A 25459-nucleotide genomic window follows, 5' to 3' on the forward strand; every position below is an offset into this window, starting at 1 on the left:
CGCACAGATTTAGTCGAGGTATTCATCGTGGCCCGCAATACGCCCATTGAGCGCTATCGCAACATCGGTATTTCCGCGCATATTGATGCCGGAAAGACGACGACGACCGAGCGCGTCCTGTTCTACACCGGTGTCTCCCACAAGATGGGCGAGGTGCATGATGGCGCCGCGACCATGGACTGGATGGAGCAGGAGCAGGAGCGCGGCATCACCATCACGTCGGCGGCCACGACCTGTTTTTGGCAGGGCATGGACAAGCAGTTCGACGAGCACCGCGTCAACATCATCGATACCCCTGGACACGTGGACTTCACCATCGAAGTGGAGCGCTCCATGCGCGTGCTCGACGGTGCCGTCATGGTCTATTGCGCCGTGGGTGGCGTGCAGCCGCAGTCGGAAACCGTCTGGCGGCAGGCGACCAAGTACCGCGTGCCGCGCATGGGCTTCGTCAACAAGATGGACCGTACCGGTGCCGACTTCTTCAAGGTCGTCGAGCAGATGCGCTCCCGCCTGAAGGCCAACCCCGTGCCGATCGTCATTCCGATCGGTGCCGAGGAAGACTTTGAAGGTGTGGTCGACCTCATCACCATGAAGGCCATCTACTGGAACGCGGAAGACATGGGAATGACCTATGAGCTGCGTGACATTCCGGAGAACCTGAAGGACGAGGCCGAGAAGTGGCGCGAGCACATGCTGGAGGCGGTGGCCGAAAGCAGTGAAGAAATGATGGACAAGTACCTCAACGAGGGTGCGCTCTCGAACGAGGAACTGTACGACGGACTGCGCGCGCTGACCCTGTCGCGCGACATCGTGCCGATGATGTGCGGTACGGCCTTCAAGAACAAGGGCGTGCAGTTCATGCTGGACGCGGTCATCCGCTACATGCCGAGCCCGACCCAGGTGCCGGCAGTGGAAGGTACCGACCCGAACGACGCCGAGAAGAAGCTGGTACGCAAGGCCTCCGACGACGAGCCCTTCGCTGCGCTGGCTTTCAAGATCATGTCCGACAAGTATGTCGGCAGTCTCACCTTCATCCGCGTCTACTCGGGCGTGCTCAATGCCGGCGATTCCGTGTTCAACCCGGTCTCCGGCAAGAAGGAGCGCATTGGTCGTCTGCTGCAGATGCACTCGAACAAGCGGGAAGAGGTGAAGTCGGTCCACGCCGGCGACATCGCCGCCTGTGTCGGCATTTCGCACATCGTCACCGGTACCACGCTGTGTGATCCGAATAACCAGATCATGCTGGAGCGCATGGAGTTCCCGGAGCCGGTGATTAGCCAGGCGGTGGAGCCCAAGACCAAGGCCGACCAGGAAAAGATGGCGACCGCGCTGCAGAAGCTGGCAATCGAGGATCCTTCCTTCCGCGTGCATACCGACGAAGAGTCCGGCCAGACCATCATCTCGGGCATGGGCGAGCTGCACCTCGAAGTGCTGATCGATCGCCTGCGGCGCGAATTCGGTGTGGACGCCAACATCGGCAAGCCGCAGGTGGCCTACCGCGAAACGATCAAGAGCCAGGTGGAAGCCGAAGGCAAGTTCGTTCGCCAGTCGGGTGGCCGCGGTCAGTACGGGCACGTGTGGCTGCGTATCGAGCCGCAGGAAGCGGGCGAGGGCTACAAGTTCGTCAACAGCATCGTGGGTGGTGTGGTTCCCAAGGACTACATCAACTCGGTCGACAAGGGCGTGCAGGAGCAGATGCGTAACGGCGTGCTCGGCGGCTACCCGATGGTGGACGTCAAGGTCACGCTTTTCGACGGCTCCTACCACGATGTCGACTCCAGCGAAATGGCCTTCAAGATCGCCGCTTCCATGGGTTTCAAGGACGGCGCACGCAAGGCGGATCCGGTCATCCTCGAGCCGATCATGAAGGTCGAGGTGGTTACGCCGGAAGACTACATGGGCGACGTCATGGGTGACCTTTCCAAGCGCCGTGGCCTCGTGCAGGGCAACGAGGACAGCCCCTCCGGCAAGATCATCGAGGCGGAAGTGCCGCTGTCCGAGATGTTTGGATACTCGACGACGCTGCGCTCGATGAGCCAGGGCCGTGCGACCTACTCCATGGAATTCAAGAAGTACGACGAGGCGCCGGCCAGTGTGGCGGCAGCGCTCATCAAGCAGGCTGCCGCCTAAGTCGCGGCGCTCGCATATCGTCATTCACCATCGACTGTTATTCAGTACCTAGGAAGCAAGAACAATGGCCAAGGCAAAATTTGAACGCACCAAGCCGCACGTGAATGTGGGGACGATTGGGCACGTTGACCACGGCAAGACGACGCTGACGGCGGCGTTGACGGTGTGTCAGGCCCGGTTGTATGGCGGTGAAGCGCAGGCGTTTGACATGATTGACAAGGCGCCGGAAGAGAAGGCGCGTGGCATCACGATTTCGACGGCGCACGTGGAGTATGAGTCGGCGGTGCGTCACTACGCGCACGTGGACTGCCCGGGTCACGCGGACTATGTGAAGAACATGATCACCGGTGCGGCGCAGATGGACGGCGCGATTCTGGTGGTGTCGGCGGCTGACGGCCCGATGCCGCAGACGCGTGAGCACATTCTGCTGGCCCGTCAGGTGGGCGTGCCGCACATTGTCGTGTTCCTGAACAAGGCCGACATGGTGGACGACGCCGAGCTGCTTGAGCTGGTTGAGATGGAAGTGCGTGATCTGCTGAGCCAGTACGACTTCCCGGGCGACGACACCCCGATCATTACCGGTTCGGCGCTGAAGGCGCTGGAAGGCGACGAAGGCGAGTTCGGTGCGCAGGCCATTGCCAAGCTGATCGAAGCGATGGACACCTTCATTCCGGAGCCGGAGCGTGCCATTGACGGCGCCTTCCTGATGCCGGTGGAAGACGTGTTCTCGATTTCGGGTCGCGGCACCGTGGCCACGGGTCGTGTGGAGCGTGGCGTGATCAAGACCGGCGAAGAAGTCGAGATCGTCGGCATCAAGAAGACCACCAAGACCACGGTCACGGGTGTGGAGATGTTCCGCAAGCTGCTGGACCAGGGCGAAGCGGGCGACAACGTCGGTGTGCTGCTGCGTGGTGTGAAGCGCGAAGACATCGAGCGTGGTCAGGTGCTGGCCAAGCCGGGCAGCATCACGCCGCACACCCAGTTTGAATCCGAGGTGTACATCCTCAAGAAGGAAGAGGGCGGCCGTCACACGCCGTTCTTTGCGGGCTACCGTCCGCAGTTCTACTTCCGGACGACGGACGTGACGGGCAACGTCACGCTGCCGGACGGCACCGAGATGGTGATGCCGGGCGACAACGTCAACCTGAAGGTTGAGCTGATTGCGCCGATCGCCATGGAAGAAGGCCTGCGCTTCGCGATCCGCGAAGGCGGCCGCACCGTCGGCGCCGGCGTCGTCGCGAAGATTCTCGCCTGAGGCCGGGCATACGCCCTCAGCCTCCCGTTCTTTAACGTAACCGAGTTCAGCAAGCATGGCCGCAGCTAGCCAATCGATACGCATCCGGCTGAAAGCCTTCGATCATCGTCTGATCGACCGGTCGGCGCGTGAAATCGTTGAAACCGCAAAGCGCACGGGTGCACTCGTTCGCGGACCGATTCCGCTACCGACCCGTCGTGAGCGGTACACCATTCTCGTATCGCCGCACGTCTACAAGGACGCCCGTGATCAGTACGAGATCCGTACCCACAAGCGGCTTATGCAGATCGTCGACCCCACCGAGAAGACCGTGGACGCACTGTCCAAGCTCGATCTTCCGGCGGGTGTCGAGGTCCAGATCAAGCTCGGTTAACGCGCTGAGGAGCCAGACAGATGAGTATTGAAATCGTTGGCATCAAGCGCGGCATGACCCGGATTTTCGACGACAACGGTGCGTCGATCCCGGTAACCGTGATCGAGTGCACGCCGAACCGCGTCGCCCAGGTCAAGACCCTGGAGAACGACGGCTACCGCGCCATCCAGATCACCCGTGGTGAAGCCAAGCCGCAGCGCCTGAGCAAGGCCGAACTGGGCCACTTCAAGGCGGCCGGCGTCGCGCCGGGCCAGGGCCTGTGGGAAGTGCGGCTGGAAGAGGGTGAGGGTGATGACCTGGTGCCCGGTTCTGAAATTCGCGTCGATGCCTTTGCCGAGGTCAAGTCGGTGGACGTGCGCGGCACCAGCATCGGTAAGGGTTTCGCCGGTACGGTGAAGCGCTGGGGCTTTGGCGGCGGTCGTGCCAGCCACGGTGCCTCCCTGTCGCATCGCTCCCCGGGTTCGATCGGTCAGAACCAGTCACCGGGTCGCGTGTTCAAGGGCAAGAAGATGTCCGGTCAGATGGGCAACAGCCGCGTGACCTCCATCAATCTCGATGTCGTACGCGTCGACGCCGAGCGCAACCTGCTGCTCGTCAAGGGCGCGGTGCCCGGCGCACGCGGCGGTACGGTCGTCGTCCGACCCAGCAAGCGCAGCTAGGTCGAGGAAAGGAAGTAAGACCATGGAACTGGCAGTCAAGAACGGTGGCAACGCCCTTCAGGTGAACGACGCGGTCTTTGCCGCAGACTTCAATGAAGCGCTCGTACACCAGGTCGTCACCGCCTATCTGGCGGGTGCACGCTCTGGCACCAAGGCACAGAAGACGCGCTCCGATGTTCGCGGCGGCGGCAAGAAGCCGTGGCGCCAGAAGGGCACCGGGCGGGCGCGTGCAGGTACCATCCGCAGCCCGATCTGGCGTGGAGGCGGTGTGACCTTTGCCGCGCGCCCGCGTGATCACGCGCAGAAGGTGAACCGCAAGATGTATCGCGGCGCCATGCGCAGCATCTTCTCGGAGCTGACGCGCAGCGAGCATCTCATTGTGGTGCCCTCCTTCGAGGTCAGCGGCAAGACCAAGGAGTTGGTTCAGGCGTTGAAGGCGATGGAAGCCTCCGATGTACTGATTGTGACCGATGCCGTCACGGAGTCGCTGCACCTGGCGGCGCGCAACCTGCACAAGGTGGGGGTTGTGGACGTCGAGGCGGTCAATCCGGTGAGCCTGTTGTCCCACGAGAAGGTGGTCATGACCGAGGCCGCCGTCAAGAAGATCGAGGCGTGGCTGTCATGAATGTGGATCGCTTGCATCAGATTATCCGGGCGCCGCTGATCTCGGAAAAGGCCAACCGCGTGGCCGAGAACGACAACCAGGTCGTGTTCAAGGTAGCGCGTGACGCGACCAAGCCGGAGATCCGCGAGGCTGTCGAGAAGCTGTTCGACGTCCAGGTGACCAAGGTCAACGTATTGAATGTCAAGGGCAAGACGAAGCGCTTCGGGCGCAGTATGGGCCGTCGTTCCGACTGGAAGAAGGCCTACGTCACGCTCGCCGAAGGAAGTGAAATCGACTTCCTCGGGCAGATGAACTAGGAGCCGACAGCATGGCGATCCAGAAGAGCAAACCCACGTCAAACGGACGTCGTCACCAGGTAAAGGTCGTCAACAAGGATCTTTACCGTGGGCGTCCCCATGGGCCGTTGGTGGAGAAGGAGTCGAAGAGCGGTGGCCGCAATAATGCCGGTCGCATCACGACGCGTCATCGCGGCGGCGGTCACAAGCAGCACTATCGCATCATCGACTTCAAGCGCACCAAGGACGGCATCCCGGGCACGGTGGAACGCCTTGAGCATGACCCGAATCGGAGCGCAAATATTGCGCTGCTGGTCTATGCGGATGGCGAGCGTCGGTATATCATTGCGCCCCGCAATTTGAAGGTCGGTGACAAGGTCTTCAGCGGCGAGTCTGCACCGGTCAAGCCCGGCTGCTGCCTCCCGATGCGGAACATTCCGGTCGGTACCACGATCCATTGCATCGAGATGCGGCCCGGCAAGGGTGCGCAGATCGCCCGCTCGGCGGGCGCCGCGGTGCAGCTGGTTGCCAGGGAAGGGCAGTACGTCACCCTTCGGCTTCGCTCCGGCGAGATGCGCAAGGTGCTCAGCGAGTGCCGTGCGGTCGTTGGCGAGGTGGCCAATTCGGAACACAGCCTTCGCGTGCTCGGCAAGGCCGGTGCAACGCGCTGGAAGGGTATTCGTCCCACGGTGCGCGGCACGGTCATGAACCCGGTCGATCACCCGCACGGTGGTGGTGAAGGTCGTTCCGGGCAGGGCAACCCGCACCCGGTGTCCCCGTGGGGGCAGCCGACCAAGGGCTACAAGACGCGCCGTAACAAGCGCACCGACTCATTCATCGTGCGTAAGCGCGGTAAGAAAAAGAAGTAACGAGGTATAGCTATGCCACGTTCATTGAAGAAAGGACCATTCGTGGATCATCACCTGGCCAAGAAGGTTGACGAGGCGCAGGCCTCGCGCGTCAAGCGCCCGATCAAGACCTGGTCGCGCCGCTCGATGGTGACGCCGGACATGGTGGGTCTGACCATGCAGGTGCACAACGGCCGTCAGCACATGCCGGTCTTCGTCACCGAGAATATGGTGGGCCACAAGCTGGGTGAGTTTGCTCCGACGCGCACCTTCAAGGGTCACGTCGCCGACAAGAAGGCGCGATAGACATGCAGACGCATTCGCTGCTGCGCTATGCGCGGCTTTCTCCCCAGAAGGGTCGTCTCGTTGCCGACCAGATTCGCGGCAAGCCGGTTGATCAGGCGCTCGCCACCCTGCGCTTCTCGAACAAGAAGGCCGCTGCGGTGATCCGCAAGGTGCTGGAATCCGCCATCGCCAACGCCGAAAACAACTTCGGCGCGGACGTGGATGAGCTGCGCGTGTCGGCCATCACGGTGGATGCCGGACCGCAGATCAAGCGCATGATGCCGCGCGCCAAGGGGCGTGCAGACCGGATCGTCAAGCCCACCAGTCACATCACGGTCCGGGTCGCGGATCAATAAGAAGCAGGATTAGAGCTCATGGGTCATAAGGTTCATCCGAACGGCTTTCGCCTCGGCATTACGACGAGCTGGCGCTCGAATTGGTATGCTGAGCGCGACGTCTATCGCGACCAACTCGCTACCGATATCGAAGTGCGGGAATTCGTGCGCAAGCGCCTGGCCAAGGCCTCGGTGTCGCGCATTCAGATCGACCGTCCGTCGAAGTCGGCACGTTTGACGATTCACACCGCCCGTCCGGGCATCGTGATCGGCAAGAAGGGCGAAGACATCGAGAAGCTGAAGCAGGACGTCGCCAAGAAGATGGGCCTGCGCGCAGAAGCCGTGCACGTGTCGGTGGAGGAAATCCGCAAGCCGGAACTCGACGCCTATCTGATCGCGGAATCTGTGGCCCAGCAGCTCGAGCGCCGCATCATGTTCCGTCGTGCCATGAAGCGCTCGGTGCAGAACGCCATGCGCATTGGCGCTGGCGGTATCAAGATTCAGGTCAGCGGCCGTCTCAACGGCGCTGAGATTGCGCGCACCGAGTGGTACCGCGAAGGTCGCGTACCGCTGCATACCCTGCGCGCCAACATTGATTATGGGCTGGCCGAAGCGCACACCACATACGGAATCATCGGTGTGAAGGTGTGGGTCTTCAATGGTGAGCAGTTTGAAGCCGACAAGGCCGCCGCTGAGCCGGCCGAAGCCGCCAGCTAAGGAGAACGCCTGCCATGATGCAACCCAAGCGAACCAAGTACCGCAAGCAGCAAAAGGGCAAGAACCGTGGCCTGGCGCTGCGTGGCAATAAGGTCTCCTTCGGCGAATACGGCCTGAAGTGCATGGAGCACGGTCGGCTGTCCGCCCGTCAGATCGAAGCAGCGCGTCGTGCCATCAACCGTCACGTCAAGCGTGGCGGCAAGATCTGGATCCGCGTCTTCCCCGACACCCCGGTGACGAGCAAGCCGCTCGAAGTCCGTATGGGTAAGGGCAAGGGCAACGTGGAGTACTGGGCTGCCAAGGTTCAGCCGGGCCGCATGATCTATGAAATGGAAGGGGTGTCCGAGGAAGTGGCCCGCGAGGCCTTCCGTCTGGCTGCTGCCAAGCTCCCCGTGCGTACTGAATTCGTCAACCGGACGATCATGTAATGAAAAGCACCGATTACCTCAAGAGCATCGCAAACAAGGATGCCGCCGGGCTGACCGCCGAGCTGGAGGCGCTCCGCAAGGAGCAGTTCAACCTCCGCATGCAGGCGGCCACCGGCCAGCTCACGCAAACGCATCGCATGCGTGAAGTGCGCCGCAACATCGCGCGCGTGAAGACCATCATGCGTCGCGCGCAGGCCTAACAGGACGAACAGCAATGTCGGAAGAGAAGCAAGAAAACAGCAGCGCGCAGCGCGTCCTCTACGGGGTAGTCGTGTCCGACAAGATGGACAAGACCGCCACCGTGAAGATCGAGCGTCGCATCCGTCACGGCCTGTACAACAAGTACATTCGCCGGTCGACGAAGATCAAGGTGCACGACGCCGAGAACCTTGCCCGCGAGGGCGACCTGGTGTCGATCCGCTCCTGTCGCCCGATTTCGCGGCACAAGGCGTTCACGCTCGTCGAGGTCGTCGAACGCGCCACCGTCCTTTCCGCGGCAAGCTGAGGAGCGAGCAATGATTCAACAGGAATCCACTCTTCTGGCAGCGGATAACAGCGGCGCCAAGATGGTCCAGGTGATCCGCGTCGTCGGCTCTACCGGCCGGCGTTACGCACATGTGGGCGACGTGGTGAAGGTCACCGTCAAAGACGCCATTCCGCGCGGCAAGGTGAAGAAGGGCGACGTGCACAAGGCGGTCATCGTGCGCACCCGTCATCCAGTGCGGCGGCCCGACGGTTCGGCCATCCGCTTCGACACCAACGCTGCGGTGTTGCTGGACAACAACGGCAACCCCATCGGAACCCGAATCTTTGGCCCGGTGACGCGCGAGCTCCGCGAGAAGTACATGCGGATTATCTCGCTCGCCCCGGAAGTCCTCTAGCGGTCAGGCAGGATCGAGTCATGAAGCGAATTCGCAAGGGTGATGACGTCATTGTCATCGCTGGCAAGGACAAGGGCCGTCGCGGCACCGTCAGCCGGATCGTCGGTGAAGACCGCGTGCTGGTGGAAGGCGTCAACGTCGTCAAGAAGCACCAGAAGCCGGATCCGAACAATGGGGTACCGGGTGGTGTGGTGGACAAGGAGATGCCATTGCATATCTCCAACGTGATGCTGTGGAACGCCAAGGCCGAGAAGGGCGACCGCATCGGTTACCGCCTGGAAGGCGAAGGCGATGCGGCCCGCAAGGTGCGTTATTTCAAATCCAATGGTGAGGTGGTCGATGGCTGAGCAAGCCGCCAGCAAGCCCGTCCCGAACATGCAGGCGCTGTACCGCGACAAGTTGCGCGGTGAACTGCAGCAGCAGCTGGGCTGCAATATCAATGCCGTGCCACGGCTCCTGAAGATCACGCTCAACATGGGTGTGGGCGAGGCCGTGCGCGATCGCAAGGTGCTCGAACACGCCGTGGCGGACCTGACTGCCATTGCCGGTCAGAAGCCGGTGATCACCAAGGCACGCAAGGCCATCGCGGGCTTCAATATTCGTGAAGAGTTTCCGATCGGTACCAAGGTCACGCTGCGTGGCGCTCGCATGTACGAGTTTCTTGAGCGACTGATCCATATCGGTCTGCCGCGTCTGCGCGACTTCCGCGGTATCTCCGCACGCGGTTTCGACGGATCGGGCAATTTCAATTTCGGGATCAATGAGCAGATCATCTTTCCCGAGATCGACTACGACAAGATCGACAAGATGCGCGGCATGAACATCACGTTCACGACCAGCGCAAAGACCAACGAAGAAGGCCGGATGTTGCTCGACGCCTTCGGCTTCCCCTTCCGCAAGTAGGCATTTGACGCATGGCAAAGCAAAGCATGATTAACCGTGAGCGCAAGCGCGCCAAGTTGGCCGCGAAATACGCCAACAAGCGTGCAGCGCTCAAGCAGACGATCAGCAGCGAGACCGCGAGCTACGAGGACAAGATGGCCGCTGTGGTCGCGCTACAGAAGCTGCCGCGTGATTCCAGCCCGAGTCGCGGCCAGAATCGCTGTGCCATCACTGGTCGTCCGCGCGGGGTCTACCGGAAGTTCGGTCTTGGCCGCAATGTGCTGCGCAAGGCAGCCATGGACGGCGAGATTCCGGGTCTCAAGAAGTCCAGCTGGTAGGAGCATCTGTCATGAGCATGAATGATCCCATCAGCGATTTTCTTACCCGCATCCGTAACGGCCAGGCCGCAGGCAAGCGCACGGTCAGCGCGCCGGCCTCGAAGCTGAAGCTGCATCTGGCGGAAGTCCTCAAGTCCGAAGGCTACATCACGGATGTGGCGATGAGCGGCGAAGGTGCCCAGGCCACGATTACCGTGACCCTGAAGTATTACGGTGGCAAGCCCGTGATCGAGCGTCTCGAGCGCGCCAGCAAGCCGTCGCTGCGGATGTTCCGTGGCAAGAGCGAGTTGCCCAGTGTCATGGGCGGACTCGGTGTCGCCATCGTGTCGACTTCGCGCGGCCTGCGCACGGATCGCCAGGCACGAGAGGAAGGCATCGGGGGCGAGGTTCTCTGTTACGTCGCCTAAGGCGACGTTCATCACCGCTATCTAGGAAACAGCAACATGTTTCGAGTTGCCAAAGCGCCAGTCACGATCCCAAAGGGGGTCGAAGTCACCATTGACGGCAGTGCCGTCTCGGTGAAAGGCAGCAAAGCCACGCTGCATATGACCCTGTACCCGGGGATCGAGTTGGAGCAGGAAGGGGACAAGGTTCGTGTGAGTGATGCCAGCGCGGAAAAGAATCCGTCGATGGCGGGCACCATGCGTGCCAACCTCAACAACATGGTCGTGGGTGTCACCGAAGGCTTCCAGCGCAAGCTGCAGCTGATTGGCGTTGGTTACCGAGCCGCCGCCCAGGGCAACAAAATCAACCTCCAGCTGGGCTACTCGAACCCCGTGGATTACCAGCTGCCGGAAGGCGTATCGGCGCAGACGCCGACGCAGACCGAGATCGTACTCACGGGAGCGGACCGTCAGGCCGTAGGCCAGGCGGCTGCGGAAATCCGGGCCATTCGCCCGCCGGAGCCTTACAAGGGCAAGGGTGTTCGCTATGAAGGCGAGCGCGTTGTCATGAAGGAAGCCAAGAAGAAGTAGCGCCTCAGGACTTATTGCCATGCAAACCAAGAAAGACAGTCGACTGCGTCGGGCGCGGAAGGCGCGAGCCAAGATTCGTGACCTGGGGCAGTTCCGTCTCTGCATCAACCGCACGCCGCGCCACATCTATGCGCAGATCATCGCCCCCGATGCCGCGCGTACGGTTGCCAGTGCCGCAACCACCGAGAAGGAAGTGGCCGCCCGCATCGAAGGCTCGACCGGCAATATCGCCGCCGCAGCCATTGTCGGCACCGAAATCGCGCGTCGCGCCAAGGAAGCCGGTGTTACATCGGTTGCCTTCGACCGTTCGGGATTCAAGTACCACGGTCGGGTCAAGGCGTTGGCCGATGCTGCCCGTGAAGCCGGTCTGGAGTTTTAATCAATGAGCAAGCAGGACAACCAGTACGACAGCGGTCAGGGTAGTGATCTGCAGGAAAAGCTGATCACGATCAACCGCGTCTCCAAGACGGTCAAGGGCGGTAAGCAGTTCGCCTTCACCGCCTTGACGGTGGTCGGCGATGGCCAGGGTCGCGTGGGCTTTGGTTATGGCAAGGCGCGCGAAGTGCCGGTGGCCATTCAGAAGGCGATGGAGCGGGCCCGCAAGACCATGGTCAGCGTCGCACTCGCCGGCGAAACCGTGCAGCACGCCATCGAAGGCAACCATGGTGCTACCCGCGTGATCGTGCGGCCCGCATCGAGCGGTACCGGTGTCATTGCCGGCGGTGCCATGCGCGCCGTCTTCGAAGTGGCCGGAGTGCAGAACGTGCTGGCCAAGAGCTACGGCTCGCGCAATCCGATCAACCTCGTGCGCGCCACCATCAACGCCCTGTCCGACATGCATCTGCCGGAAGAAGTGGCGGCCAAGCGTGGCAAGACCGTGGAAGAGATCCTGGGCCGGGAGGCTGCGTCCCATGTCTGAAGCCAAGAAGATTCGCGTCACCCTGGTGCGTTCACTGGCGGGTCGTCAGAAGCAGCACCAGAACAATGTCAACGGGCTCGGCCTGCGCAAGATCGGGGACACCCGAGAAGTGCTTGCCACGCCTGAGAATCTCGGCATGGTGCGCAAGGCCGAGTTCCTGCTCCGCGTCGAAGACATCTAGATCCATTGCGCGCCCTGGCGCGCTGTGTAGGGAATACGTCACATGAAGCTGAACGACATCAAACCCGCTGCCGGCTCCAAGCACGCGCGCAAGCGCGTCGGCCGTGGCATCGGCTCGGGCCTGGGCAAGACCGCGGGTCGCGGCCACAAGGGTCAGCATTCGCGTTCCGGTGGTTACAGCAAGGTCGGCTTCGAAGGCGGCCAGATGCCGCTGCAGCGCCGCCTGCCCAAGCGTGGCTTTCGCTCCAAGATGGCGGGTGATTGCGCCGAAGTGCGCCTGTCCGAGCTGGAAAGCTGTGGTCTGGACAGCATCGATCTGGCGGCACTGAAGGAAGCCGGCATCGTCGCTCGCACCGCCAAGCGGGCGAAGGTCATCAGCTCGGGCACGCTGACGTGCAAGGTCGCGCTGAATGGCGTTGCCGCTACCAAGGGCGCGCGGCAGGCCATCGAAGCAGCTGGCGGCAGCATTGCCGACTCCCCCGCGGGCTGAAGCGCACCCTGATTTCCCCGAATTGACGAATCGCTGACCATGGCACGTAAACCACAGACGCCCGGAGGCGCCGCTGCCGCACCCGGCATGAGGCCGGATCTCTCGAAGTTGGGGGAGGTGCGCTCGCGCCTGCTGTTTGTGCTCGGTGCGCTTGTGGTATTCCGGATCGGCACCTTCATTCCGGTACCGGGCATCGATCCCGTCCAGATGGCGGCGCTGTTCGAGCAGCAGCGTGGTTCCATTCTTGACATGTTCAACATGTTTTCGGGTGGTGCACTGGAGCGTTTGTCGATCTTTGCGCTGGGCGTCATGCCCTACATCTCGGCCTCGATCATCATGCAGCTGCTGTCGGCCGTGGTGCCGCAGCTCAAGGAGCTGCGCAAGGAAGGGGAGCAGGGCCGCCGTACGATCACGCGCTACACGCGCTACGGCACGCTGGTACTGGCCGGATTCCAGTCCATCGGTGCCTCAGTGGCGCTGCAGAACTCGGGCGTGGCCATCAATCCCGGCATTGGTTTCATCTTTGTGGCCGCGGTTTCGCTGACCACGGGCACGATGTTCCTGATGTGGCTGGGCGAGCAGGTCACGGAGCGTGGTATCGGCAACGGCATCTCGATCCTGATCTTTGCGGGCATCGTGGCCGGGTTGCCGTCGGCGCTGGGCTCCATCGCGCAGCTCACGAGTGAAGGTGAGATGAGCGCCTTCCAGGTGCTGGTGATCATGTTCCTCGCCGTGATCGTGACCTGGTTCGTGGTCTTCATGGAGCGCGCACAGCGGCGCATTCCGGTGCAGCATGCCAAGCGTCAGCAGGGCCGTCGCGTGTTTGCTGCGCAGACTCAGCATCTTCCGCTCAAGCTCAACATGGCGGGCGTCATCCCGCCGATCTTCGCCTCCAGCATCATTCTGTTCCCGGCGTCCCTGATCCGTTTCATGGGGGAAGCGGGTTCCGGGCCGCTGCAGAGCGTCGCGAATACGCTGTCTCCCGGGCAGCCGGTTTACATCCTGCTCTACGCGAGCATGATCATCTTCTTCTGCTTCTTCTACACGGCGCTGGTCTTCGATTCCAAGGACACCGCCGATAACCTGAAGCGCTCGGGTGCCTTCATTCCCGGCATCCGCCCGGGGCTGCAGACAGGGCAGTACATTGACACCGTGCTCACCCGCATCACGGTGGTTGGCGCCGCCTACATCACGGCCATCTGTCTGATGCCGGAGATCCTGTATTCGCAGTGGAGCGTGCCCTTCTACTTCGGCGGCACGTCGCTCCTGATCGTGGTGGTGGTCTCCATGGACTTCATGTCCCAGCTGCAGTCGCATCTGATGTCACACCAGTACGAGAGCGTGCTCAAGAAAGCCAATCTCAACACCATCGGCCGCGCGGGCCAGATCCGCTAGGTCGCGTCCAGGAAGTCGTCATGAAAGTTCGTGCCTCAGTCAAGAAGATCTGCCGTAATTGCAAGGTGATTCGCCGCAATGGCTCCGTGCGCGTGATCTGCACGGATGCGCGCCACAAGCAGCGCCAGGGTTGATCGCCATCCCGGAGTTCGAAGCACGCGTGCGTAGCCACAGTGCGGGGCAGTCAACGTCTTTCAGCGGGCAGCTTCTGCCTGTCGATGGCGTTCACCCACTTGATTTTTTCAGTCAGTCGTTTACAATCCCGCGCCTTTTTCAGCGCCGCTGATTTCCCAGGAGTTCGAAGCGCATGGCCCGTATAGCAGGCATCAATGTTCCGGCGAACAAGCACGCGGTGATCGCGTTGCAGTCGATTTATGGGGTGGGTAACACCCGCGCCCGCGCGATCTGCGAGGCCGCCAATGTCAACCCGGCGCAGCCAATCAAGGAATTGACCGAGGCTGAGTTGGAAGCCCTGCGTACAGCCGTGGCCGCCTACACGGTGGAGGGTGACCTCCGTCGCGAAATTTCGATGAACATCAAGCGTCTTGTCGACCTCGGCTGCTACCGCGGCAACCGTCACAAGCGTGGTCTGCCGGTACGCGGTCAGCGTACGCGGACCAATGCGCGTACCCGCAAGGGACCCCGCCGCGCGATTGCCGGCAAGAAGAAGTAAAGCTAAATCGAGTCCTTAATTCATGGCATCTCCGAATACCTCCTCCTCCAAGCGCAAGCGCGTCAAGAAGAACATCACTGACGGTGTTGCGCACGTACACGCCAGCTTCAACAACACGATCATTCTGATCTCGGACCGCCAGGGCAACGCCCTGTCGTGGTGCACCTCGGGTGCCTGCGGCTTCCGCGGCTCACGCAAGTCCACGCCCTTTGCCGCGCAGGTCGCTGCCGAGCGCGCTGGTCAGGGTGCGGCTGAGCATGGCGTCAAGAATCTGGAGGTCTTCGTCAATGGACCCGGCCCGGGTCGTGAGTCCGCGGTGCGTGCGTTGAACTCGGCAGGCTTCAAGATCACCAACATCACGGACGTTACGCCGATTCCGCATAACGGTTGCCGGCCGCCCAAGCGTCGCCGCGTCTAGGACGGAGAAAGACTATGGCTAAGTACACCGGACCGAAGTGCAAGCAGTCCCGCCGTGCAGGCACCGACCTGATGACTAAGGGTCGCGGCCGCTCGCTGGAAAGCAAGTGCAAGCTGGACACACCGCCGGGACAGCAAGGCGCTGGTCGCCGTCAGCGGCTGTCGGATTACGCGCTACAGCTGCGTGAGAAGCAGAAGCTGCGCCAGATGTACGGCGTCCTTGAGCGCCAGTTCCGCAATTATTACCTGAAGGCACAGCAGGCCAAGGGATCGACCGGCGTGCTGTTGCTGCAGATGCTGGAATGCCGTCTGGACAATGTTGTCTACCGCATGGGCTTTGGCGCCACCCGCGCCGAGGCGCGCCAGCTGGTCAACCACAAGGCGATCAGTGTCAACGGCGTGACGGTCAATATCCCCTCCTATCAGGTCAGCGAGGGTGACGTGATCGAGGTGCGTGAAAAGGCGCGCAAGCAATCCCGCATCACCGAGTCGCTGTCGATCGCCTCGCAGGTTGGTTTCCCGGACTGGGTGCAGGTGGACGAAAAGGGCCTGAAGGGCACCTTCAAGGCGGCCCCGGAACGCGATCAGATCCTACCGGACATCAACGAAAACCTGGTCGTCGAGCTCTACTCCAAGTAAGGCAACAGCAAGCCTGTTTTTGCTGTCCTCCCGACGGGAGGTTCATTCGAAGAATTCTCGAGGTGGTACGCGTCCATGCAGGGTCAAGTCTCCGATTTGCTTAAGCCGCGAAACGTCAATGTCGAGGCCATCAGCGCCTATCGCGCGCGTGTGTCCCTCGAGCCGATGGAGCGTGGCTTCGGGCACACCCTGGGGAATGCACTGCGCCGCATCCTTCTCTCCTCGATTCCCGGCGCTGCCGTGACCGAGGTACAGATCGAAGGCGTCGTGCACGAATATTCCGCGCTGGAAGGGGTGCAGGAAGATGTCATCGACATTCTTCTTAACGTCAAGAATCTGGCACTGCGTCTGAATGCGCGCGACGAAGCCACTCTGACGCTGAAGAAGTCCGGTACGGGTCCGGTCACCGCTGCTGATATCACCCTCGACCATGATGTCGAGATCGTGAATCCGGAGCTGGAGATCGCCAATCTGACCGGCGGTACGCTGGATATGACCTTGCACGTGACCCGTGGTCGTGGCTATCAGCCGGTGACCCAGCGCCACGGCGACGATGAAGGCACGACCATCGGGCAGCTTCGGTTGGATGCCAGCTACAGCCCGGTCCGCCGTGCCAGCTATAGCGTCGAGCGCGCGCGTGTTGAACAGCGCACCGACCTCGACAAGCTAGTGCTGGACGTCGACACCAATGGCTGTATCGAGGCCGGTGAAGCCGTGCGCCTCGCTGCACGCATTCTGCGTGATCAGCTGTCGGTCTTCGTCGACCTCGAAGCGGAGGCCGAAGAGGCCAGCGAAAGCCAGCGCAAGGAAGTCAACCCGCTGCTGCTGCGTCCGATCGATGACCTCGAGCTGACCGTACGTTCAGCCAACTGCCTGAAGGCTGAAAGCATCTACTACATCGGCGACCTCGTGCAGCGCAAGGAAACCGAGCTCATGAAGACGCCGAACCTGGGCAAGAAGTCGTTGAACGAGATCAAGGACGCGCTGGCCAGCAAGGATCTGGAGCTTGGTATGGAGCTCGAGAACTGGTCGCCGCCCAAGACCACCGCCTAATACCGCGCCTAACCGCTGAGAACGAGCAGATACCATGCGTCATAGAAAGGTGAATAATCGGGTCGGAGTCCATTCCGGCCACCACAACGCAAACCTGCAGAGCCTGACCAATGCTCTGTTCCGGCACGAAATCATTCGCACCACGGTGCACCGTGCCAAGGTACTGCGCCGTCACGCCGAGCCCATCATTACTCGCGCCAAGAGCGACAGCGTCGCCAATCGTCGTCTCGTGTTTTCGCGTCTGCGCGACCGCGAGATGGTGCAGAAGCTGTTCAACGAGATCGGGCCGCGCCATGCCGAGCGTCCGGGCGGCTACCTGCGCATCGTTCGTTGTGGCTTCCGTCCTGGTGACAACGCGCCGATGGCTTATATTGAGCTGGTGGATCGCCAGGCGGTTGCCGCCAAGCAGAACAATGAGGCGGAGCAGCCTGCGGAGACGGCAAACGCCTGATCGGCCGCTGCCTTCCCGTCCTGCAAAAGCCGGCTCCGTGCCGGCTTTTTGCATTCAGCGGACAGGCCTGCGCTACTCTTCGACGCACAGCCTCTGACCTCCGAACCGTGCCTCTTCGCCCCGATCAACTCGATAGTGCTTTACGAAAGCCTGGTCGCTTCTGGGTCATCGCCGGGGACGAACCCCTCCTGATCGAGGAAGGCGCGGATGCAATCCGTGGCGGGCTGCGTTCCGTCGGTTATGGCGCGCGCGAACAGATGCACGCCGACGCGGGTTTCGATTGGTCCCGCCTTACCGCGGAGTGCGCCAGCCCTTCCTTGTTTGCCGAGCAGCGTCTGTTCGAGGTGCGCGTGCCAGGTGCACTGGATGCCAAGGCCGCACAGGCGTTGATAGAGGCCTTCCAGAATGCCGGTGAGGACGTCGCGCTCCTGGTCATTGCCGGCAGCCATGACAGCCGGGCGCGAAAGACCAAATGGTTCGGGCAGTTGGAGCAGACGGCGCAGCTGGTCTATGCATGGAAGGTGTCCAACGAGGAGGCACCGGGCTGGATCCGTCAGCGCCTGCAGCAGCGCGGCCTTCGGGCCGAGGGGGAGGCGGTGGAGGCCATCGCGGCATGCAGCGAGGGTCATTTGCTGGCCGCCGCACAGCTGATCGACCAGCTCAAGGCGCTGCATGGCGCGGACGCCGATCCGGTCACCGCGGAAACGGTATGGGATCTGGGTGCCGACATGGCGCGTTTCGATCCCTTCTCGCTGATGGACCGCGTCTTTGCTGGCGATGCCAGCGGCGCCTTGCGCGCCGCACGTCAGCTTCGCCGCGATGGCACGGAGCTGCCCGCCATCACCGGCGGCTTGGCCTTCGTGCTGCGACAGTGGCACGCTGCGCAACGTGCCTTCGCGCGCAGCGGTGATGTGCGGGCAGCGGCGAAGGCAGGTGGCGTCTTCGGTACGCGCGCGCGCCACCTGGGTGTTGCGCTCCGGCGCAGCCGGGCCGGGCAGGTGCAGGCGCTGCTGCGCTGGCTGGCCGACATCGACAGTGCCGCCAAGCAGGGACAGGCCCATGCGGCCTGGGACGACCTGCTAACATGGTGCAGCGTCGCAAGTGGCGCAGTCCCCCCGGGTTTTCTGCCCAGAGCCTTATGCAAGATATAGCACTGGCTGCCGATAGCTCAGCCTCTCCGCAATCCGTTGAAAGCCGTATCCGTGCGGTGGGTGCGCGTGCGCGTGCCGCCGCGCCCTTCATCGCCCGTGCCGAGACCGGCATCAAGAACGCGGCGCTCTATGCGCTGGCCGATGCCCTGCTCGAGGCGCAGGACAGCATCCTGGCCGCCAATGCCAGGGATATGAAGGCTGCGCGTGATCACAAGCTGGATAGCGCACTCCTGGAGCGCCTTGAGCTCAACCCGGATCGCGTACGGGCGATGGCAGATGGTGTGCGTCAGGTCGCAGATTTGCCCGACCCGGTGGGCTCCATTCGGGAGCTGACCCAACGCCCCTCCGGCATCGAAGTCGGACGTATGCGGGTGCCACTGGGTGTGGTGGGCATCGTGTTTGAATCACGCCCCAATGTCACCGCGGACGCTGCGGTTCTGTGCATCAAGAGCGGGAATGCCTGCGTGCTGCGCGGCGGCTCTGAGGCGCTGGCGTCGAATCGCGCCATCGGCGAGGTCATTCAGCGCGCGCTGCGCGCCTCCGGTCTCCCCGCCGACGTGGTGCAGGTCGTCCCCTTCAGTGATCGTGCCGCAGTGGGCGCCATGCTGGCCATGCCCGACTGCATCGATGTGCTCATTCCGCGCGGCGGGCGGGGCCTGGTGGCCTTTGTCGCCGAGCATGCGCGCATGCCGGTCATCAAGCATCTCGATGGTATCTGTCACGTCTACATCGACGCCGATGCCGATCACGACAAGGCCATTGGCATCGCCGTCAACGCCAAGACGCAGCGCTTTGGCGTCTGCAACGCCATGGAAACGCTGCTGGTGGATGCCGCGGTTGCATCCACGCTGCTGCCGGAACTGCAGAAGCGCTATGCGCCGTATCACATCGAGTTGCGTGGCTGCGAACGCACCTGCGCAATCCTCACCGATATCGACAGTGCCAGCGAGGACGATTGGCGGACCGAGTATCTGGGGCCGACCCTGTCCATTGCCGTCGTCGATGGCGTGGACGGTGCCATGGCGCATATCGCCCGCTACAGTTCCGGGCACACCGAATCCATCGTCACCGAAAACTACACGACCGCGCGTCGCTTCCTGCGCGAGGTGGATTCCTCGTCGGTGATGGTCAATGCCTCCACCCGCTTCGCCGACGGCTTTGAGTATGGCCTGGGGGCCGAGATTGGCATCAGTACCGACAAGTTCCACGCGCGCGGTCCGGTGGGTCTGGAAGGGCTGACCTCCGAGAAGTGGATTGTGTACGGCGACGGCCAGGTCCGCTGATATCGTGAAGAGTCCAGGGTGATGCAGCATTGATTGGCCTGTACGGCGGGACCTTTGCGCCCGTACATAACGGCCACCTGCGCTTTGCCATCGAGGCGCGTGAGCGTCTCGGCCTGGAAGCCGTTCACTTGCTGGCCTGTGCCCAGCCCCCGCATCGTGACAAGCCAGGGATCGATGGCCCACGCCGACACGCGTGGCTGGAGCAGGCGGTCGCGGACGTCCCCGGACTGGTGGCCGATGACGACGAGCTGCGTCATGACGGACCGTCCTATACCGTAGACACGCTGCGCCGCGCTCGCGAGCGCTTTCCGGATCAAACCTGCGTCTGGCTGCTCGGGGCCGATGCCTTCAACAGTCTGCATGGCTGGCACCGCTGGCAGGAACTGTTTGCTTACGCCCACCTGGTCGTGGCTGCTCGGCCGGGGCACGCTCTGACGCCGCATGCCGAGGTTGCCGCATATCCGCAGGTGGATATCGCCACCCTGCGGCAGCAGCGGCACGGCTGCTGGCACGCCATCGCGATTCCCGAGATGGATATTGCGGCCAGCACCATTCGCGCCCGCCTGCGCGAGGGCGCCTGTGTGCGCGGGCTCGTGCCGGACCGTGTGCTGGACACCTTTCAAGACACCGACTTTGCCGACCTGGCGGCCCAAGCCTGATATGACCGAAGCGCTGGTACCCACCGTCGTGAACGCCCTGGAAGACCTGAAGGGCGAACAGATCAAGACCTTGCACGTGGCGCCGCTGACCACGATCACCGACGACATGGTGCTGTGCACCGGCACCTCCAGTCGCCATGTGCAGTCGCTTGCGCAGCGGGTGGTGGAAGATGCCAAGAAGGCGGGGGTACAGCCGCGCGGTGTCGAAGGGATGACGCGCGCCGAATGGGTGCTGGTGGACCTCGGCGACGTCGTCGTGCACATCATGCAGGCCCAGACGCGCGCCCTCTACCAGCTGGAGAAGCTGTGGGATCTTCCGGATCACCAGGCTGACAACGGCGAGGGCGCCCGCAGCAACGGCTGAGTCGGTCGTGCGCATCCGCGTCATCGCTGTTGGTACCCGCTTGCCGGACTGGGCGGAGACGGCGGTACAGGATTTCACGCGCCGCATGCCACGCGAGTGCCAGGTGGAGGTGCAGGCGGTGGCCGCCGAGCCGCGTAGCAAGAAGCCCGACACCGCGCGCATCATGCGCAATGAGGCGACACGCATGCGCGCCAAGATGCTGCCCGGATCCAGGGTCGTTGTCCTCGATGAGCACGGCAAGCCATGGACAACGCGCCAATGGGCGCAGGCCCTGGAAGCATGGATGGGCGAGGGGCAGGACGTCAGCATGCTCATCGGCGGGGCGGACGGCCTGGAGCCGGCCCTGCGTGCCAGTGGCGACCCAAGCGTAGCGCTCAGTCCGCTGACGCTGCCGCATGCGCTGGCCCGCGTGGTCCTGGTCGAGGCGCTGTACCGGGCCTGGAGTCTGAGTAGCGGCCACCCCTACCATCGCGAATAGCGGGATACATCACCTAACAGCACTTCAACTATATTGAAGTGCAACAGCGAATCCCTCCGCTTGTTCGCCGTCGCGGCGGACCGTAGCCTGCATCTTAATGGACAACCCAACGAAGCATTCGCGATCCAGCGCGGCACGTTACGGCCTGGTCGCCCAAGGCCTGCACTGGCTGACGGCATTCGGGCTGGTGGGTTCCTTCGTGCTCGGCTTCATCATGGTCGAACTCGCCTTCTCGCCCCTGCAGCTCAAGATGTATAGCTGGCACAAATGGTTGGGCGTCTGCATCTGGCTGCTGGTATTGCTCCGCCTGCTCTGGCGCTGGTGGCGACGTCCGCCCGCACTGCCGGCCTCGACGCCCCCTTGGCAGCGCCGCGCCGCGCATGTCACGCACGCCGGACTCTATCTGCTGTTGGTACTGATCCCGGTCACCGGCTGGCTGATGAGTTCGGCGATGGGCTTCCAGACGGTAGTCTTCGGCGTGGTCCCGCTGCCTGATCTGCTCGTCAAGAACGAGGTTCTGGGTGATCGGCTGGCCGTGCTGCATTCCGTGCTCAACAAGACCCTGCTGGCGCTCATCGTGTTGCATGTGGCCGCTGCGCTGAAGCACCAATTCATTGATCGAGACGGCTTGCTGTGGCGCATGCTGCCCATCCGTCCCCGCACAGGAGATCCTTCCTCATGAGCGTTCGCACGCGCCCCTCAACCCTGGCATTCCGACTTCTCTCGGTATCGCTGTTCGCGTTGTTGGCCAATGCCGCAGCGCACGCCCAGACGCCACTGGTCATCGACAAGGCACGCAGCGACGTCGGCTTCGCGGCCACGCAGATGGGCGTGACCGTCAAGGGTGGTTTTTCGGAGTGGTCTGCCGATATCCAGCTAGATACGGAGACGCCGGCCAACAGTTCCGCGCGCGTGGTTGTGGAAACCGCCTCCATCGATACCGGCCATGACGACACCGACAAGGAGGTCAAGCGCAAGAACTGGCTGGCGGTAGAACAGTTCCCGACCGCGGTCTTCGAATCCGCTTCGGTCGAGCGCATCGACGCACAGCAGTGGCGTGCCCAGGGCAGCCTGCGTATTCGCGACCACAGCGAGCCGGTAACGGTGGATTTCACCATGGAGGACACCGACGCTGGCCGCCATATCCAGGGCGGTTTCACCATCCAGCGCGCCACCTTCAACGTCGGTGGCGGTGCATGGGGGGACTTCGACGTCGTTGCCAACGACGTGCGCATCCAGTTTTCGCTGTACGGCGCCCTTCCCTGAACCCCAGGGCGCCCTTACCCAACCGAGCCAACGAGGAGGATCTTTCCATGCGTCGCTTCATCACTTCCCTGCTGTGTGCCGCCGCCGTCAGCGCTGCGCCCCAAGCCCTTGCGGCACCCGCGAATTTCAAGATCGACCCCACGCACACCTTCGTGCACTTCGAGATCATGCATCTGGGCCTGAGCCACTTCACAGGCCGCTTCGATGACGTGGATGGTTCCATCGTCTATGACCGTGAGGCGGGTACTGGCAAGGTGGATATTCGCGTACAGGTCGCCTCCGCCAACACCGGCGTGGAAAAACTGGACCAGCATCTGCAGACGGATGAATTCTTCCATGCCGAAAAGCATCCAGAAGTGCGCTTCGTCGGCGATCAGTTCACCGTCACCGATGGCAAGGTGCTCGCGGTCAGTGGTGATCTCACCTTGCTCGGCGTGACCCGGCCGGTGACTCTGCAATTCACGCACTTCAACTGCCTCGATGCGCATCCCATGGCACGCGTGCCTGCCTGCGGCGGGAATGCCATCACCCACATCAAGCGCAGTGATTTCGGCATGGACGCCTACGTTCCGGCGGTGGGCGACGATGTGCGTCTGAGCATCGAAGTCGAAGCACTGATTCCGCAGGAAGACGGCGAGGGCGCCTAGTCTGTCCCTGCATCCTGGTACGGGGATGGCCGCTGTCGGCCATCCCTTGCCTGCAATGATGGCTGCGCAGTCTGCGCTGCGGCGCAGTAGTGCGAGCTGGGGCGGGGCGCGGTGAGCGCAGCCGTCCCCCGCAGCTATGAGCTGCTCAGCGGCGATGATGATGCCGACCGCATCTGCGCAGCCATTCCGGACAGCGCCTGCCGCCACGCGCCTCGCAATTACCTGCTGAATGTGCTCAATGGTGCCGCCAGCAAGTTGGCGGAGCAGGTCGCGGGCCCAAGGTTGGTATTGCCCTGGATTCTGACCAGCGCCGGCGCGCCCGCGATGGTGGTGGCCGCGCTGATGCCCATCAAGCAGGCCGCCAGCCTGCTGCCGCAGTTGGCGGTGGCAGGGCAGCTCCGCGCGCGCCCGCGCCGCAAGGCCTTCTGGTGCGCGGCCGGGATGACGCAGGCCCTCTGCCTCCTGCTGATGGCGCTGCTGCTGGCCTTTAGCGACGGAGCGGTGCTCGCCGCTGGTGTCTTGCTGTTGCTGGTGCTTTTCTCCCTGGCCAGCGGCACTGCCTCCGTGGCCTTTCAGGATGTCACTGCCAAGACGGTCAGCAAGGGCGTGCGAGGCGGTCTGCTCGCCAACCGCGCCCTGGTGGGCGGCCTGCTCGCACTGGGCTGTGGGCTTGCACTGCAGCTCAGTGGGGCGGCGCAGGACCAAACCGTTCTGTTAGGCCTGCTGCTGGCCGGCGGCGCGCTCTGGCTGCTCGCCAGTCTGGCCTTCGCGGCCATTCGCGAGCACGCCGGTGCCACCCAGGGTGGGCGCAACCCGCTGGCAGAGAGTCGGGCCGGATGGCAGATGACGGTTGGGCAGCCGATCTACCGCCGCTTTCTGCTGGCGCGCTGCTGTTTGCTGGCAGTGGAGTTGGCGGCGCCGCTCTACGTACTGCTTGCCGAGGGTCGCGGCGGGGTCGGGCTGCTGGGCTTGCTGCTCGCCGCCTTGGCCCTGGCCGACGTGCTCAGCAGTCGCCTGTGGGGTGGCATGGCGGATCGTGGCGCGCAGCGGGTATTGGCCGCGGCCGGTGCCTGCGGCCTGCTGTCGACGCTGATGCTGGCGCTGCTGGCCAGTGTGGCGGCGACACCGGCGTGGGCCTTTGCCGTGCCCTTTCTGCTGCTGGGGATCGCCGAGGCCGGCGTTCGGCTCGGGCGCAAGACCTGGGTGGTGGACCACGCCCAGGATGCGGCGCGTATGACCGCCAGCGCCTTCAGCAATACGGTGTCCGGTGTGGTGGCGCTTGCCCTCAGTGGTCTGGGTCTGTTGGCCTTGGCGACCCCCATTGCGCCGGTGCTGGGGGTGGCGGTCCTGTCGGCAGTCGGTGCGGTGCTGGCCTGGCAGCTGCCGGATGCAGCCGAGATCAGAGACGTCAGCGCCTAGTGAGCGCGGCCTTGTTGGGCTGCGGCGGATTGCAGCAGGCGCAGGTTGTAGCGCGTGATCTGAGCCAGCGCCGCATATTCGAAGCCCACCTGCCCACGCACAGGGGTGGTTGCCGCCGCGGTCACCAGCGCGGTGAAGGCGGTTTCGTTCTCGCTGCAGGCGCGCAGCAGCGGATCGTTCTCGGCGCTGCGACGTAGCGCACTGAGGAAGTCGAGCAGGGCCTCGATGCGCAGGCGTTCGGCGTACTGATCTTCGGCCAGGGTTTCGCGCGCCTGCTCCACCGGGTGTACATCCTGCGTGACGATGGCGGTGATGCGGCCGTCGCGCTGCAGCGTGGCCACCGCCTGCTGGGCGTCGGCGGCATGGTTCTGGGCGACCTCCACGTAGCGCAAGAAGTCGTCGTGGAAGCGGTCTGGTCGCACCACCGTAGACAGCGGCCCGGCGGCGCCGAGCTGAGCCGCGGCATCGATGTGCGCCAGCATCGTGCGCAGTTCGACCAGCCCGCGCCCGCCCTGCACTTCGTCCTTGCGGCGCAGGCCGTCGTACAGGCGATAGATGGCACGCGCCAAGGCCTGGTGCAAGGCCTCGCGATCGCCCTCCGAGGCACTGATGGAAGCGGCCAGCCGTTCACCCTGCTCGTGCCAGGTGGCGTGGTCGGCGCTCGCGGCCAATTCCGGAACCAGCATGGACAGCGCATCGAGGACATCCTCGCTGTGCGGTTCCGCGAATTCGCTGCCGAGGCCAAAGTGCAGGGCGCGGTGCGCCGCAAGGGCAGCGCGCAACAGCAACCACAGCGCGCGGCTACGACCTTCGGCGCCGCCCTCGGCGGTCACGGCGAAGGCGTCCTTGTCATCGGCGCCGGTGAGTACACCGGTGAGATCGGCATAGACCTGGCGCGCCAGTTCAGCGGCAAAGTCGTGGGGGTGTACGGTCTCTTCAGTGTCTTGCGGCATCGGCGGAGGCGGGGAGC

At 63.2% G+C, this 25459-nt stretch carries 40 protein-coding genes; 39 read left to right on the plus strand and 1 reads right to left on the minus strand.

The window, feature by feature from the left end:
- Positions 1-27 precede the first annotated feature (27 nt).
- The 39 genes from fusA (at position 28) to ACOOFO_RS05940 (ending at position 24489) form a co-directional block, all read left to right on the plus strand.
- Positions 28-2130, plus strand: coding sequence for an elongation factor G (gene fusA / locus ACOOFO_RS05750; protein ID WP_420428859.1), 2103 nt, complete (start codon positions 28-30; stop codon positions 2128-2130).
- Positions 2131-2194: 64 nt separating this feature from the next.
- A complete protein-coding gene (gene tuf, locus ACOOFO_RS05755; protein WP_420428843.1) occupies positions 2195-3385 on the plus strand; it encodes an elongation factor Tu in 1191 nt (396 codons plus the stop codon).
- Between the two features lie 55 nt (positions 3386-3440).
- Positions 3441-3758: a 30S ribosomal protein S10 gene (gene rpsJ, locus ACOOFO_RS05760; RefSeq protein ID WP_043768409.1), complete on the plus strand. Its 318-nt coding sequence runs from the start codon at positions 3441-3443 to the stop codon at positions 3756-3758.
- Positions 3759-3778: 20 nt separating this feature from the next.
- Positions 3779-4417, plus strand: coding sequence for a 50S ribosomal protein L3 (gene rplC, locus ACOOFO_RS05765; RefSeq protein ID WP_420428861.1), 639 nt, complete (start codon positions 3779-3781; stop codon positions 4415-4417).
- A gap of 22 nt (positions 4418-4439) precedes the next feature.
- Positions 4440-5042, plus strand: a complete 603-nt coding sequence (gene rplD / locus ACOOFO_RS05770) for a 50S ribosomal protein L4 (protein WP_420428863.1) — start codon at positions 4440-4442, stop codon at positions 5040-5042.
- A complete protein-coding gene (rplW, locus tag ACOOFO_RS05775; protein WP_420428865.1) occupies positions 5039-5338 on the plus strand; it encodes a 50S ribosomal protein L23 in 300 nt (99 codons plus the stop codon). Before rplD ends, rplW begins: the two co-directional genes overlap by 4 nt.
- A gap of 11 nt (positions 5339-5349) precedes the next feature.
- The gene (gene rplB, locus ACOOFO_RS05780) at positions 5350-6186 is read left to right on the plus strand and encodes a 50S ribosomal protein L2 (protein ID WP_420428867.1); all 837 of its coding nucleotides are present in this window, start codon (positions 5350-5352) and stop codon (positions 6184-6186) included.
- Between the two features lie 12 nt (positions 6187-6198).
- Positions 6199-6471, plus strand: coding sequence for a 30S ribosomal protein S19 (gene rpsS, locus ACOOFO_RS05785; RefSeq protein ID WP_043768393.1), 273 nt, complete (start codon positions 6199-6201; stop codon positions 6469-6471).
- Positions 6472-6473: 2 nt separating this feature from the next.
- The gene (gene rplV, locus ACOOFO_RS05790) at positions 6474-6806 is read left to right on the plus strand and encodes a 50S ribosomal protein L22 (RefSeq protein WP_223057279.1); all 333 of its coding nucleotides are present in this window, start codon (positions 6474-6476) and stop codon (positions 6804-6806) included.
- A gap of 18 nt (positions 6807-6824) precedes the next feature.
- Positions 6825-7502, plus strand: a complete 678-nt coding sequence (gene rpsC / locus ACOOFO_RS05795; RefSeq protein WP_223057278.1) for a 30S ribosomal protein S3 — start codon at positions 6825-6827, stop codon at positions 7500-7502.
- Between the two features lie 14 nt (positions 7503-7516).
- The gene (gene rplP / locus ACOOFO_RS05800) at positions 7517-7930 is read left to right on the plus strand and encodes a 50S ribosomal protein L16 (RefSeq protein ID WP_420428870.1); all 414 of its coding nucleotides are present in this window, start codon (positions 7517-7519) and stop codon (positions 7928-7930) included.
- Positions 7930-8130 (plus strand): 50S ribosomal protein L29, encoded by a 201-nt coding sequence (gene rpmC, locus ACOOFO_RS05805; protein ID WP_420428872.1) that lies wholly within the window; start codon positions 7930-7932, stop codon positions 8128-8130. The genes rplP and rpmC overlap by 1 nt, the downstream gene beginning before the upstream one ends.
- 14 nt (positions 8131-8144) lie before the next feature.
- A complete protein-coding gene (gene rpsQ / locus ACOOFO_RS05810; RefSeq protein WP_420428874.1) occupies positions 8145-8435 on the plus strand; it encodes a 30S ribosomal protein S17 in 291 nt (96 codons plus the stop codon).
- Positions 8436-8445: 10 nt separating this feature from the next.
- Positions 8446-8811 carry a 50S ribosomal protein L14 gene (rplN, locus tag ACOOFO_RS05815; protein ID WP_223057274.1) on the plus strand — a complete coding sequence of 122 codons (366 nt, stop codon included), beginning with the start codon at positions 8446-8448 and terminating at the stop codon, positions 8809-8811.
- Positions 8812-8831: 20 nt separating this feature from the next.
- On the plus strand, positions 8832-9158 hold the full coding sequence (gene rplX / locus ACOOFO_RS05820) for a 50S ribosomal protein L24 (protein ID WP_420428876.1): 327 nt from the start codon (positions 8832-8834) through the stop codon (positions 9156-9158).
- Positions 9159-9186: 28 nt separating this feature from the next.
- Positions 9187-9714 carry a 50S ribosomal protein L5 gene (gene rplE, locus ACOOFO_RS05825; protein WP_420429658.1) on the plus strand — a complete coding sequence of 176 codons (528 nt, stop codon included), beginning with the start codon at positions 9187-9189 and terminating at the stop codon, positions 9712-9714.
- 11 nt (positions 9715-9725) lie between these two features.
- Positions 9726-10031 carry a 30S ribosomal protein S14 gene (gene rpsN, locus ACOOFO_RS05830; RefSeq protein ID WP_420428878.1) on the plus strand — a complete coding sequence of 102 codons (306 nt, stop codon included), beginning with the start codon at positions 9726-9728 and terminating at the stop codon, positions 10029-10031.
- An 11-nt stretch (positions 10032-10042) separates the two neighbouring features.
- Positions 10043-10438 carry a 30S ribosomal protein S8 gene (rpsH, locus tag ACOOFO_RS05835; protein WP_420428880.1) on the plus strand — a complete coding sequence of 132 codons (396 nt, stop codon included), beginning with the start codon at positions 10043-10045 and terminating at the stop codon, positions 10436-10438.
- 36 nt (positions 10439-10474) lie between these two features.
- Positions 10475-11005, plus strand: coding sequence for a 50S ribosomal protein L6 (gene rplF, locus ACOOFO_RS05840; RefSeq protein ID WP_420428882.1), 531 nt, complete (start codon positions 10475-10477; stop codon positions 11003-11005).
- A gap of 19 nt (positions 11006-11024) precedes the next feature.
- Positions 11025-11384 carry a 50S ribosomal protein L18 gene (gene rplR, locus ACOOFO_RS05845; RefSeq protein WP_420428884.1) on the plus strand — a complete coding sequence of 120 codons (360 nt, stop codon included), beginning with the start codon at positions 11025-11027 and terminating at the stop codon, positions 11382-11384.
- A gap of 3 nt (positions 11385-11387) precedes the next feature.
- The gene (gene rpsE / locus ACOOFO_RS05850; RefSeq protein WP_420428886.1) at positions 11388-11924 is read left to right on the plus strand and encodes a 30S ribosomal protein S5; all 537 of its coding nucleotides are present in this window, start codon (positions 11388-11390) and stop codon (positions 11922-11924) included.
- On the plus strand, positions 11917-12105 hold the full coding sequence (gene rpmD / locus ACOOFO_RS05855; protein ID WP_420428888.1) for a 50S ribosomal protein L30: 189 nt from the start codon (positions 11917-11919) through the stop codon (positions 12103-12105). The genes rpsE and rpmD overlap by 8 nt, the downstream gene beginning before the upstream one ends.
- A gap of 42 nt (positions 12106-12147) precedes the next feature.
- On the plus strand, positions 12148-12594 hold the full coding sequence (gene rplO, locus ACOOFO_RS05860) for a 50S ribosomal protein L15 (RefSeq protein ID WP_420428890.1): 447 nt from the start codon (positions 12148-12150) through the stop codon (positions 12592-12594).
- A gap of 39 nt (positions 12595-12633) precedes the next feature.
- Positions 12634-13989 carry a preprotein translocase subunit SecY gene (gene secY / locus ACOOFO_RS05865; RefSeq protein ID WP_420428892.1) on the plus strand — a complete coding sequence of 452 codons (1356 nt, stop codon included), beginning with the start codon at positions 12634-12636 and terminating at the stop codon, positions 13987-13989.
- A gap of 20 nt (positions 13990-14009) precedes the next feature.
- Entirely contained in the window at positions 14010-14123 is a 114-nt protein-coding gene (gene rpmJ / locus ACOOFO_RS05870) for a 50S ribosomal protein L36 (RefSeq protein ID WP_223057265.1), read from the plus strand.
- Positions 14124-14296: 173 nt separating this feature from the next.
- Positions 14297-14662: a 30S ribosomal protein S13 gene (gene rpsM, locus ACOOFO_RS05875; RefSeq protein ID WP_223057264.1), complete on the plus strand. Its 366-nt coding sequence runs from the start codon at positions 14297-14299 to the stop codon at positions 14660-14662.
- 22 nt (positions 14663-14684) lie between these two features.
- Positions 14685-15080, plus strand: coding sequence for a 30S ribosomal protein S11 (gene rpsK, locus ACOOFO_RS05880; RefSeq protein ID WP_223057263.1), 396 nt, complete (start codon positions 14685-14687; stop codon positions 15078-15080).
- A 14-nt stretch (positions 15081-15094) separates the two neighbouring features.
- Complete coding sequence (gene rpsD, locus ACOOFO_RS05885) at positions 15095-15718, plus strand: 30S ribosomal protein S4 (RefSeq protein WP_223057262.1); 624 nt, start codon at positions 15095-15097, stop codon at positions 15716-15718.
- Positions 15719-15793: 75 nt separating this feature from the next.
- Entirely contained in the window at positions 15794-16771 is a 978-nt protein-coding gene (locus ACOOFO_RS05890; protein WP_420428896.1) for a DNA-directed RNA polymerase subunit alpha, read from the plus strand.
- A gap of 34 nt (positions 16772-16805) precedes the next feature.
- Positions 16806-17222: a 50S ribosomal protein L17 gene (gene rplQ / locus ACOOFO_RS05895; protein ID WP_420428898.1), complete on the plus strand. Its 417-nt coding sequence runs from the start codon at positions 16806-16808 to the stop codon at positions 17220-17222.
- 107 nt (positions 17223-17329) lie between these two features.
- On the plus strand, positions 17330-18373 hold the full coding sequence (holA, locus tag ACOOFO_RS05900; RefSeq protein ID WP_420428900.1) for a DNA polymerase III subunit delta: 1044 nt from the start codon (positions 17330-17332) through the stop codon (positions 18371-18373).
- Complete coding sequence (locus tag ACOOFO_RS05905) at positions 18361-19656, plus strand: glutamate-5-semialdehyde dehydrogenase (RefSeq protein WP_420428902.1); 1296 nt, start codon at positions 18361-18363, stop codon at positions 19654-19656. Before holA ends, ACOOFO_RS05905 begins: the two co-directional genes overlap by 13 nt.
- A gap of 29 nt (positions 19657-19685) precedes the next feature.
- Complete coding sequence (nadD, locus tag ACOOFO_RS05910; RefSeq protein WP_420428904.1) at positions 19686-20315, plus strand: nicotinate-nucleotide adenylyltransferase; 630 nt, start codon at positions 19686-19688, stop codon at positions 20313-20315.
- A 1-nt stretch (position 20316) separates the two neighbouring features.
- Positions 20317-20679: a ribosome silencing factor gene (gene rsfS, locus ACOOFO_RS05915; RefSeq protein WP_420428906.1), complete on the plus strand. Its 363-nt coding sequence runs from the start codon at positions 20317-20319 to the stop codon at positions 20677-20679.
- A gap of 7 nt (positions 20680-20686) precedes the next feature.
- Positions 20687-21157, plus strand: coding sequence for a 23S rRNA (pseudouridine(1915)-N(3))-methyltransferase RlmH (gene rlmH, locus ACOOFO_RS05920; protein ID WP_420428908.1), 471 nt, complete (start codon positions 20687-20689; stop codon positions 21155-21157).
- A gap of 97 nt (positions 21158-21254) precedes the next feature.
- Positions 21255-21839 carry a cytochrome b gene (locus tag ACOOFO_RS05925; protein WP_420428910.1) on the plus strand — a complete coding sequence of 195 codons (585 nt, stop codon included), beginning with the start codon at positions 21255-21257 and terminating at the stop codon, positions 21837-21839.
- Positions 21836-22423: a YceI family protein gene (locus ACOOFO_RS05930; RefSeq protein WP_420428912.1), complete on the plus strand. Its 588-nt coding sequence runs from the start codon at positions 21836-21838 to the stop codon at positions 22421-22423. Before ACOOFO_RS05925 ends, ACOOFO_RS05930 begins: the two co-directional genes overlap by 4 nt.
- 47 nt (positions 22424-22470) lie before the next feature.
- Positions 22471-23070, plus strand: a complete 600-nt coding sequence (locus tag ACOOFO_RS05935; protein ID WP_420428914.1) for a YceI family protein — start codon at positions 22471-22473, stop codon at positions 23068-23070.
- 111 nt (positions 23071-23181) lie between these two features.
- Positions 23182-24489 (plus strand): MFS transporter, encoded by a 1308-nt coding sequence (locus ACOOFO_RS05940; protein WP_420428916.1) that lies wholly within the window; start codon positions 23182-23184, stop codon positions 24487-24489.
- On the opposite strand, the gene ACOOFO_RS05945 is transcribed toward ACOOFO_RS05940, so the two are convergent.
- On the minus strand, positions 24486-25442 hold the full coding sequence (locus ACOOFO_RS05945; RefSeq protein ID WP_420428918.1) for a hypothetical protein: 957 nt from the start codon (positions 25440-25442) through the stop codon (positions 24486-24488). The two genes, ACOOFO_RS05940 and ACOOFO_RS05945, sit on opposite strands and share 4 nt — an antisense overlap.
- Positions 25443-25459: the final 17 nt, after the last annotated feature.

It is taken from the genome of Algiphilus sp., assembly GCF_965216485.1.
Classification (GTDB): Bacteria; Pseudomonadota; Gammaproteobacteria; order Nevskiales; family Nevskiaceae; genus Algiphilus.

What these genes read in the sequence shown, in the direction of transcription:
- tuf (WP_420428843.1), top strand. Translation starts at nt 2,195, where the DNA reads ATGGCCAAGGCAAAATTTGAACGCACCAAGCCGCACGTGAATGTGGGG.
- rpsJ (WP_043768409.1), top strand. Translation starts at nt 3,441, where the DNA reads ATGGCCGCAGCTAGCCAATCGATACGCATCCGGCTGAAAGCCTTCGAT.
- rplC (WP_420428861.1), top strand. Translation starts at nt 3,779, where the DNA reads ATGAGTATTGAAATCGTTGGCATCAAGCGCGGCATGACCCGGATTTTC.
- rplD (WP_420428863.1), top strand. Translation starts at nt 4,440, where the DNA reads ATGGAACTGGCAGTCAAGAACGGTGGCAACGCCCTTCAGGTGAACGAC.
- rplW (WP_420428865.1), top strand. Translation starts at nt 5,039, where the DNA reads ATGAATGTGGATCGCTTGCATCAGATTATCCGGGCGCCGCTGATCTCG.
- rplB (WP_420428867.1), top strand. Translation starts at nt 5,350, where the DNA reads ATGGCGATCCAGAAGAGCAAACCCACGTCAAACGGACGTCGTCACCAG.
- rpsS (WP_043768393.1), top strand. Translation starts at nt 6,199, where the DNA reads ATGCCACGTTCATTGAAGAAAGGACCATTCGTGGATCATCACCTGGCC.
- rplV (WP_223057279.1), top strand. Translation starts at nt 6,474, where the DNA reads ATGCAGACGCATTCGCTGCTGCGCTATGCGCGGCTTTCTCCCCAGAAG.
- rpsC (WP_223057278.1), top strand. Translation starts at nt 6,825, where the DNA reads ATGGGTCATAAGGTTCATCCGAACGGCTTTCGCCTCGGCATTACGACG.
- rplP (WP_420428870.1), top strand. Translation starts at nt 7,517, where the DNA reads ATGATGCAACCCAAGCGAACCAAGTACCGCAAGCAGCAAAAGGGCAAG.
- rpmC (WP_420428872.1), top strand. Translation starts at nt 7,930, where the DNA reads ATGAAAAGCACCGATTACCTCAAGAGCATCGCAAACAAGGATGCCGCC.
- rpsQ (WP_420428874.1), top strand. Translation starts at nt 8,145, where the DNA reads ATGTCGGAAGAGAAGCAAGAAAACAGCAGCGCGCAGCGCGTCCTCTAC.
- rplN (WP_223057274.1), top strand. Translation starts at nt 8,446, where the DNA reads ATGATTCAACAGGAATCCACTCTTCTGGCAGCGGATAACAGCGGCGCC.
- rplX (WP_420428876.1), top strand. Translation starts at nt 8,832, where the DNA reads ATGAAGCGAATTCGCAAGGGTGATGACGTCATTGTCATCGCTGGCAAG.
- rplE (WP_420429658.1), top strand. Translation starts at nt 9,187, where the DNA reads ATGCAGGCGCTGTACCGCGACAAGTTGCGCGGTGAACTGCAGCAGCAG.
- rpsN (WP_420428878.1), top strand. Translation starts at nt 9,726, where the DNA reads ATGGCAAAGCAAAGCATGATTAACCGTGAGCGCAAGCGCGCCAAGTTG.
- rpsH (WP_420428880.1), top strand. Translation starts at nt 10,043, where the DNA reads ATGAGCATGAATGATCCCATCAGCGATTTTCTTACCCGCATCCGTAAC.
- rplF (WP_420428882.1), top strand. Translation starts at nt 10,475, where the DNA reads ATGTTTCGAGTTGCCAAAGCGCCAGTCACGATCCCAAAGGGGGTCGAA.
- rplR (WP_420428884.1), top strand. Translation starts at nt 11,025, where the DNA reads ATGCAAACCAAGAAAGACAGTCGACTGCGTCGGGCGCGGAAGGCGCGA.
- rpsE (WP_420428886.1), top strand. Translation starts at nt 11,388, where the DNA reads ATGAGCAAGCAGGACAACCAGTACGACAGCGGTCAGGGTAGTGATCTG.
- rpmD (WP_420428888.1), top strand. Translation starts at nt 11,917, where the DNA reads ATGTCTGAAGCCAAGAAGATTCGCGTCACCCTGGTGCGTTCACTGGCG.
- rplO (WP_420428890.1), top strand. Translation starts at nt 12,148, where the DNA reads ATGAAGCTGAACGACATCAAACCCGCTGCCGGCTCCAAGCACGCGCGC.
- secY (WP_420428892.1), top strand. Translation starts at nt 12,634, where the DNA reads ATGGCACGTAAACCACAGACGCCCGGAGGCGCCGCTGCCGCACCCGGC.
- rpmJ (WP_223057265.1), top strand. Translation starts at nt 14,010, where the DNA reads ATGAAAGTTCGTGCCTCAGTCAAGAAGATCTGCCGTAATTGCAAGGTG.
- rpsM (WP_223057264.1), top strand. Translation starts at nt 14,297, where the DNA reads ATGGCCCGTATAGCAGGCATCAATGTTCCGGCGAACAAGCACGCGGTG.
- rpsK (WP_223057263.1), top strand. Translation starts at nt 14,685, where the DNA reads ATGGCATCTCCGAATACCTCCTCCTCCAAGCGCAAGCGCGTCAAGAAG.
- rpsD (WP_223057262.1), top strand. Translation starts at nt 15,095, where the DNA reads ATGGCTAAGTACACCGGACCGAAGTGCAAGCAGTCCCGCCGTGCAGGC.
- ACOOFO_RS05890 (WP_420428896.1), top strand. Translation starts at nt 15,794, where the DNA reads ATGCAGGGTCAAGTCTCCGATTTGCTTAAGCCGCGAAACGTCAATGTC.
- rplQ (WP_420428898.1), top strand. Translation starts at nt 16,806, where the DNA reads ATGCGTCATAGAAAGGTGAATAATCGGGTCGGAGTCCATTCCGGCCAC.
- ACOOFO_RS05905 (WP_420428902.1), top strand. Translation starts at nt 18,361, where the DNA reads ATGCAAGATATAGCACTGGCTGCCGATAGCTCAGCCTCTCCGCAATCC.
- rsfS (WP_420428906.1), top strand. Translation starts at nt 20,317, where the DNA reads ATGACCGAAGCGCTGGTACCCACCGTCGTGAACGCCCTGGAAGACCTG.
- ACOOFO_RS05925 (WP_420428910.1), top strand. Translation starts at nt 21,255, where the DNA reads ATGGACAACCCAACGAAGCATTCGCGATCCAGCGCGGCACGTTACGGC.
- ACOOFO_RS05930 (WP_420428912.1), top strand. Translation starts at nt 21,836, where the DNA reads ATGAGCGTTCGCACGCGCCCCTCAACCCTGGCATTCCGACTTCTCTCG.
- ACOOFO_RS05935 (WP_420428914.1), top strand. Translation starts at nt 22,471, where the DNA reads ATGCGTCGCTTCATCACTTCCCTGCTGTGTGCCGCCGCCGTCAGCGCT.
- ACOOFO_RS05945 (WP_420428918.1), bottom strand. Translation starts at nt 25,442, where the DNA reads ATGCCGCAAGACACTGAAGAGACCGTACACCCCCACGACTTTGCCGCT.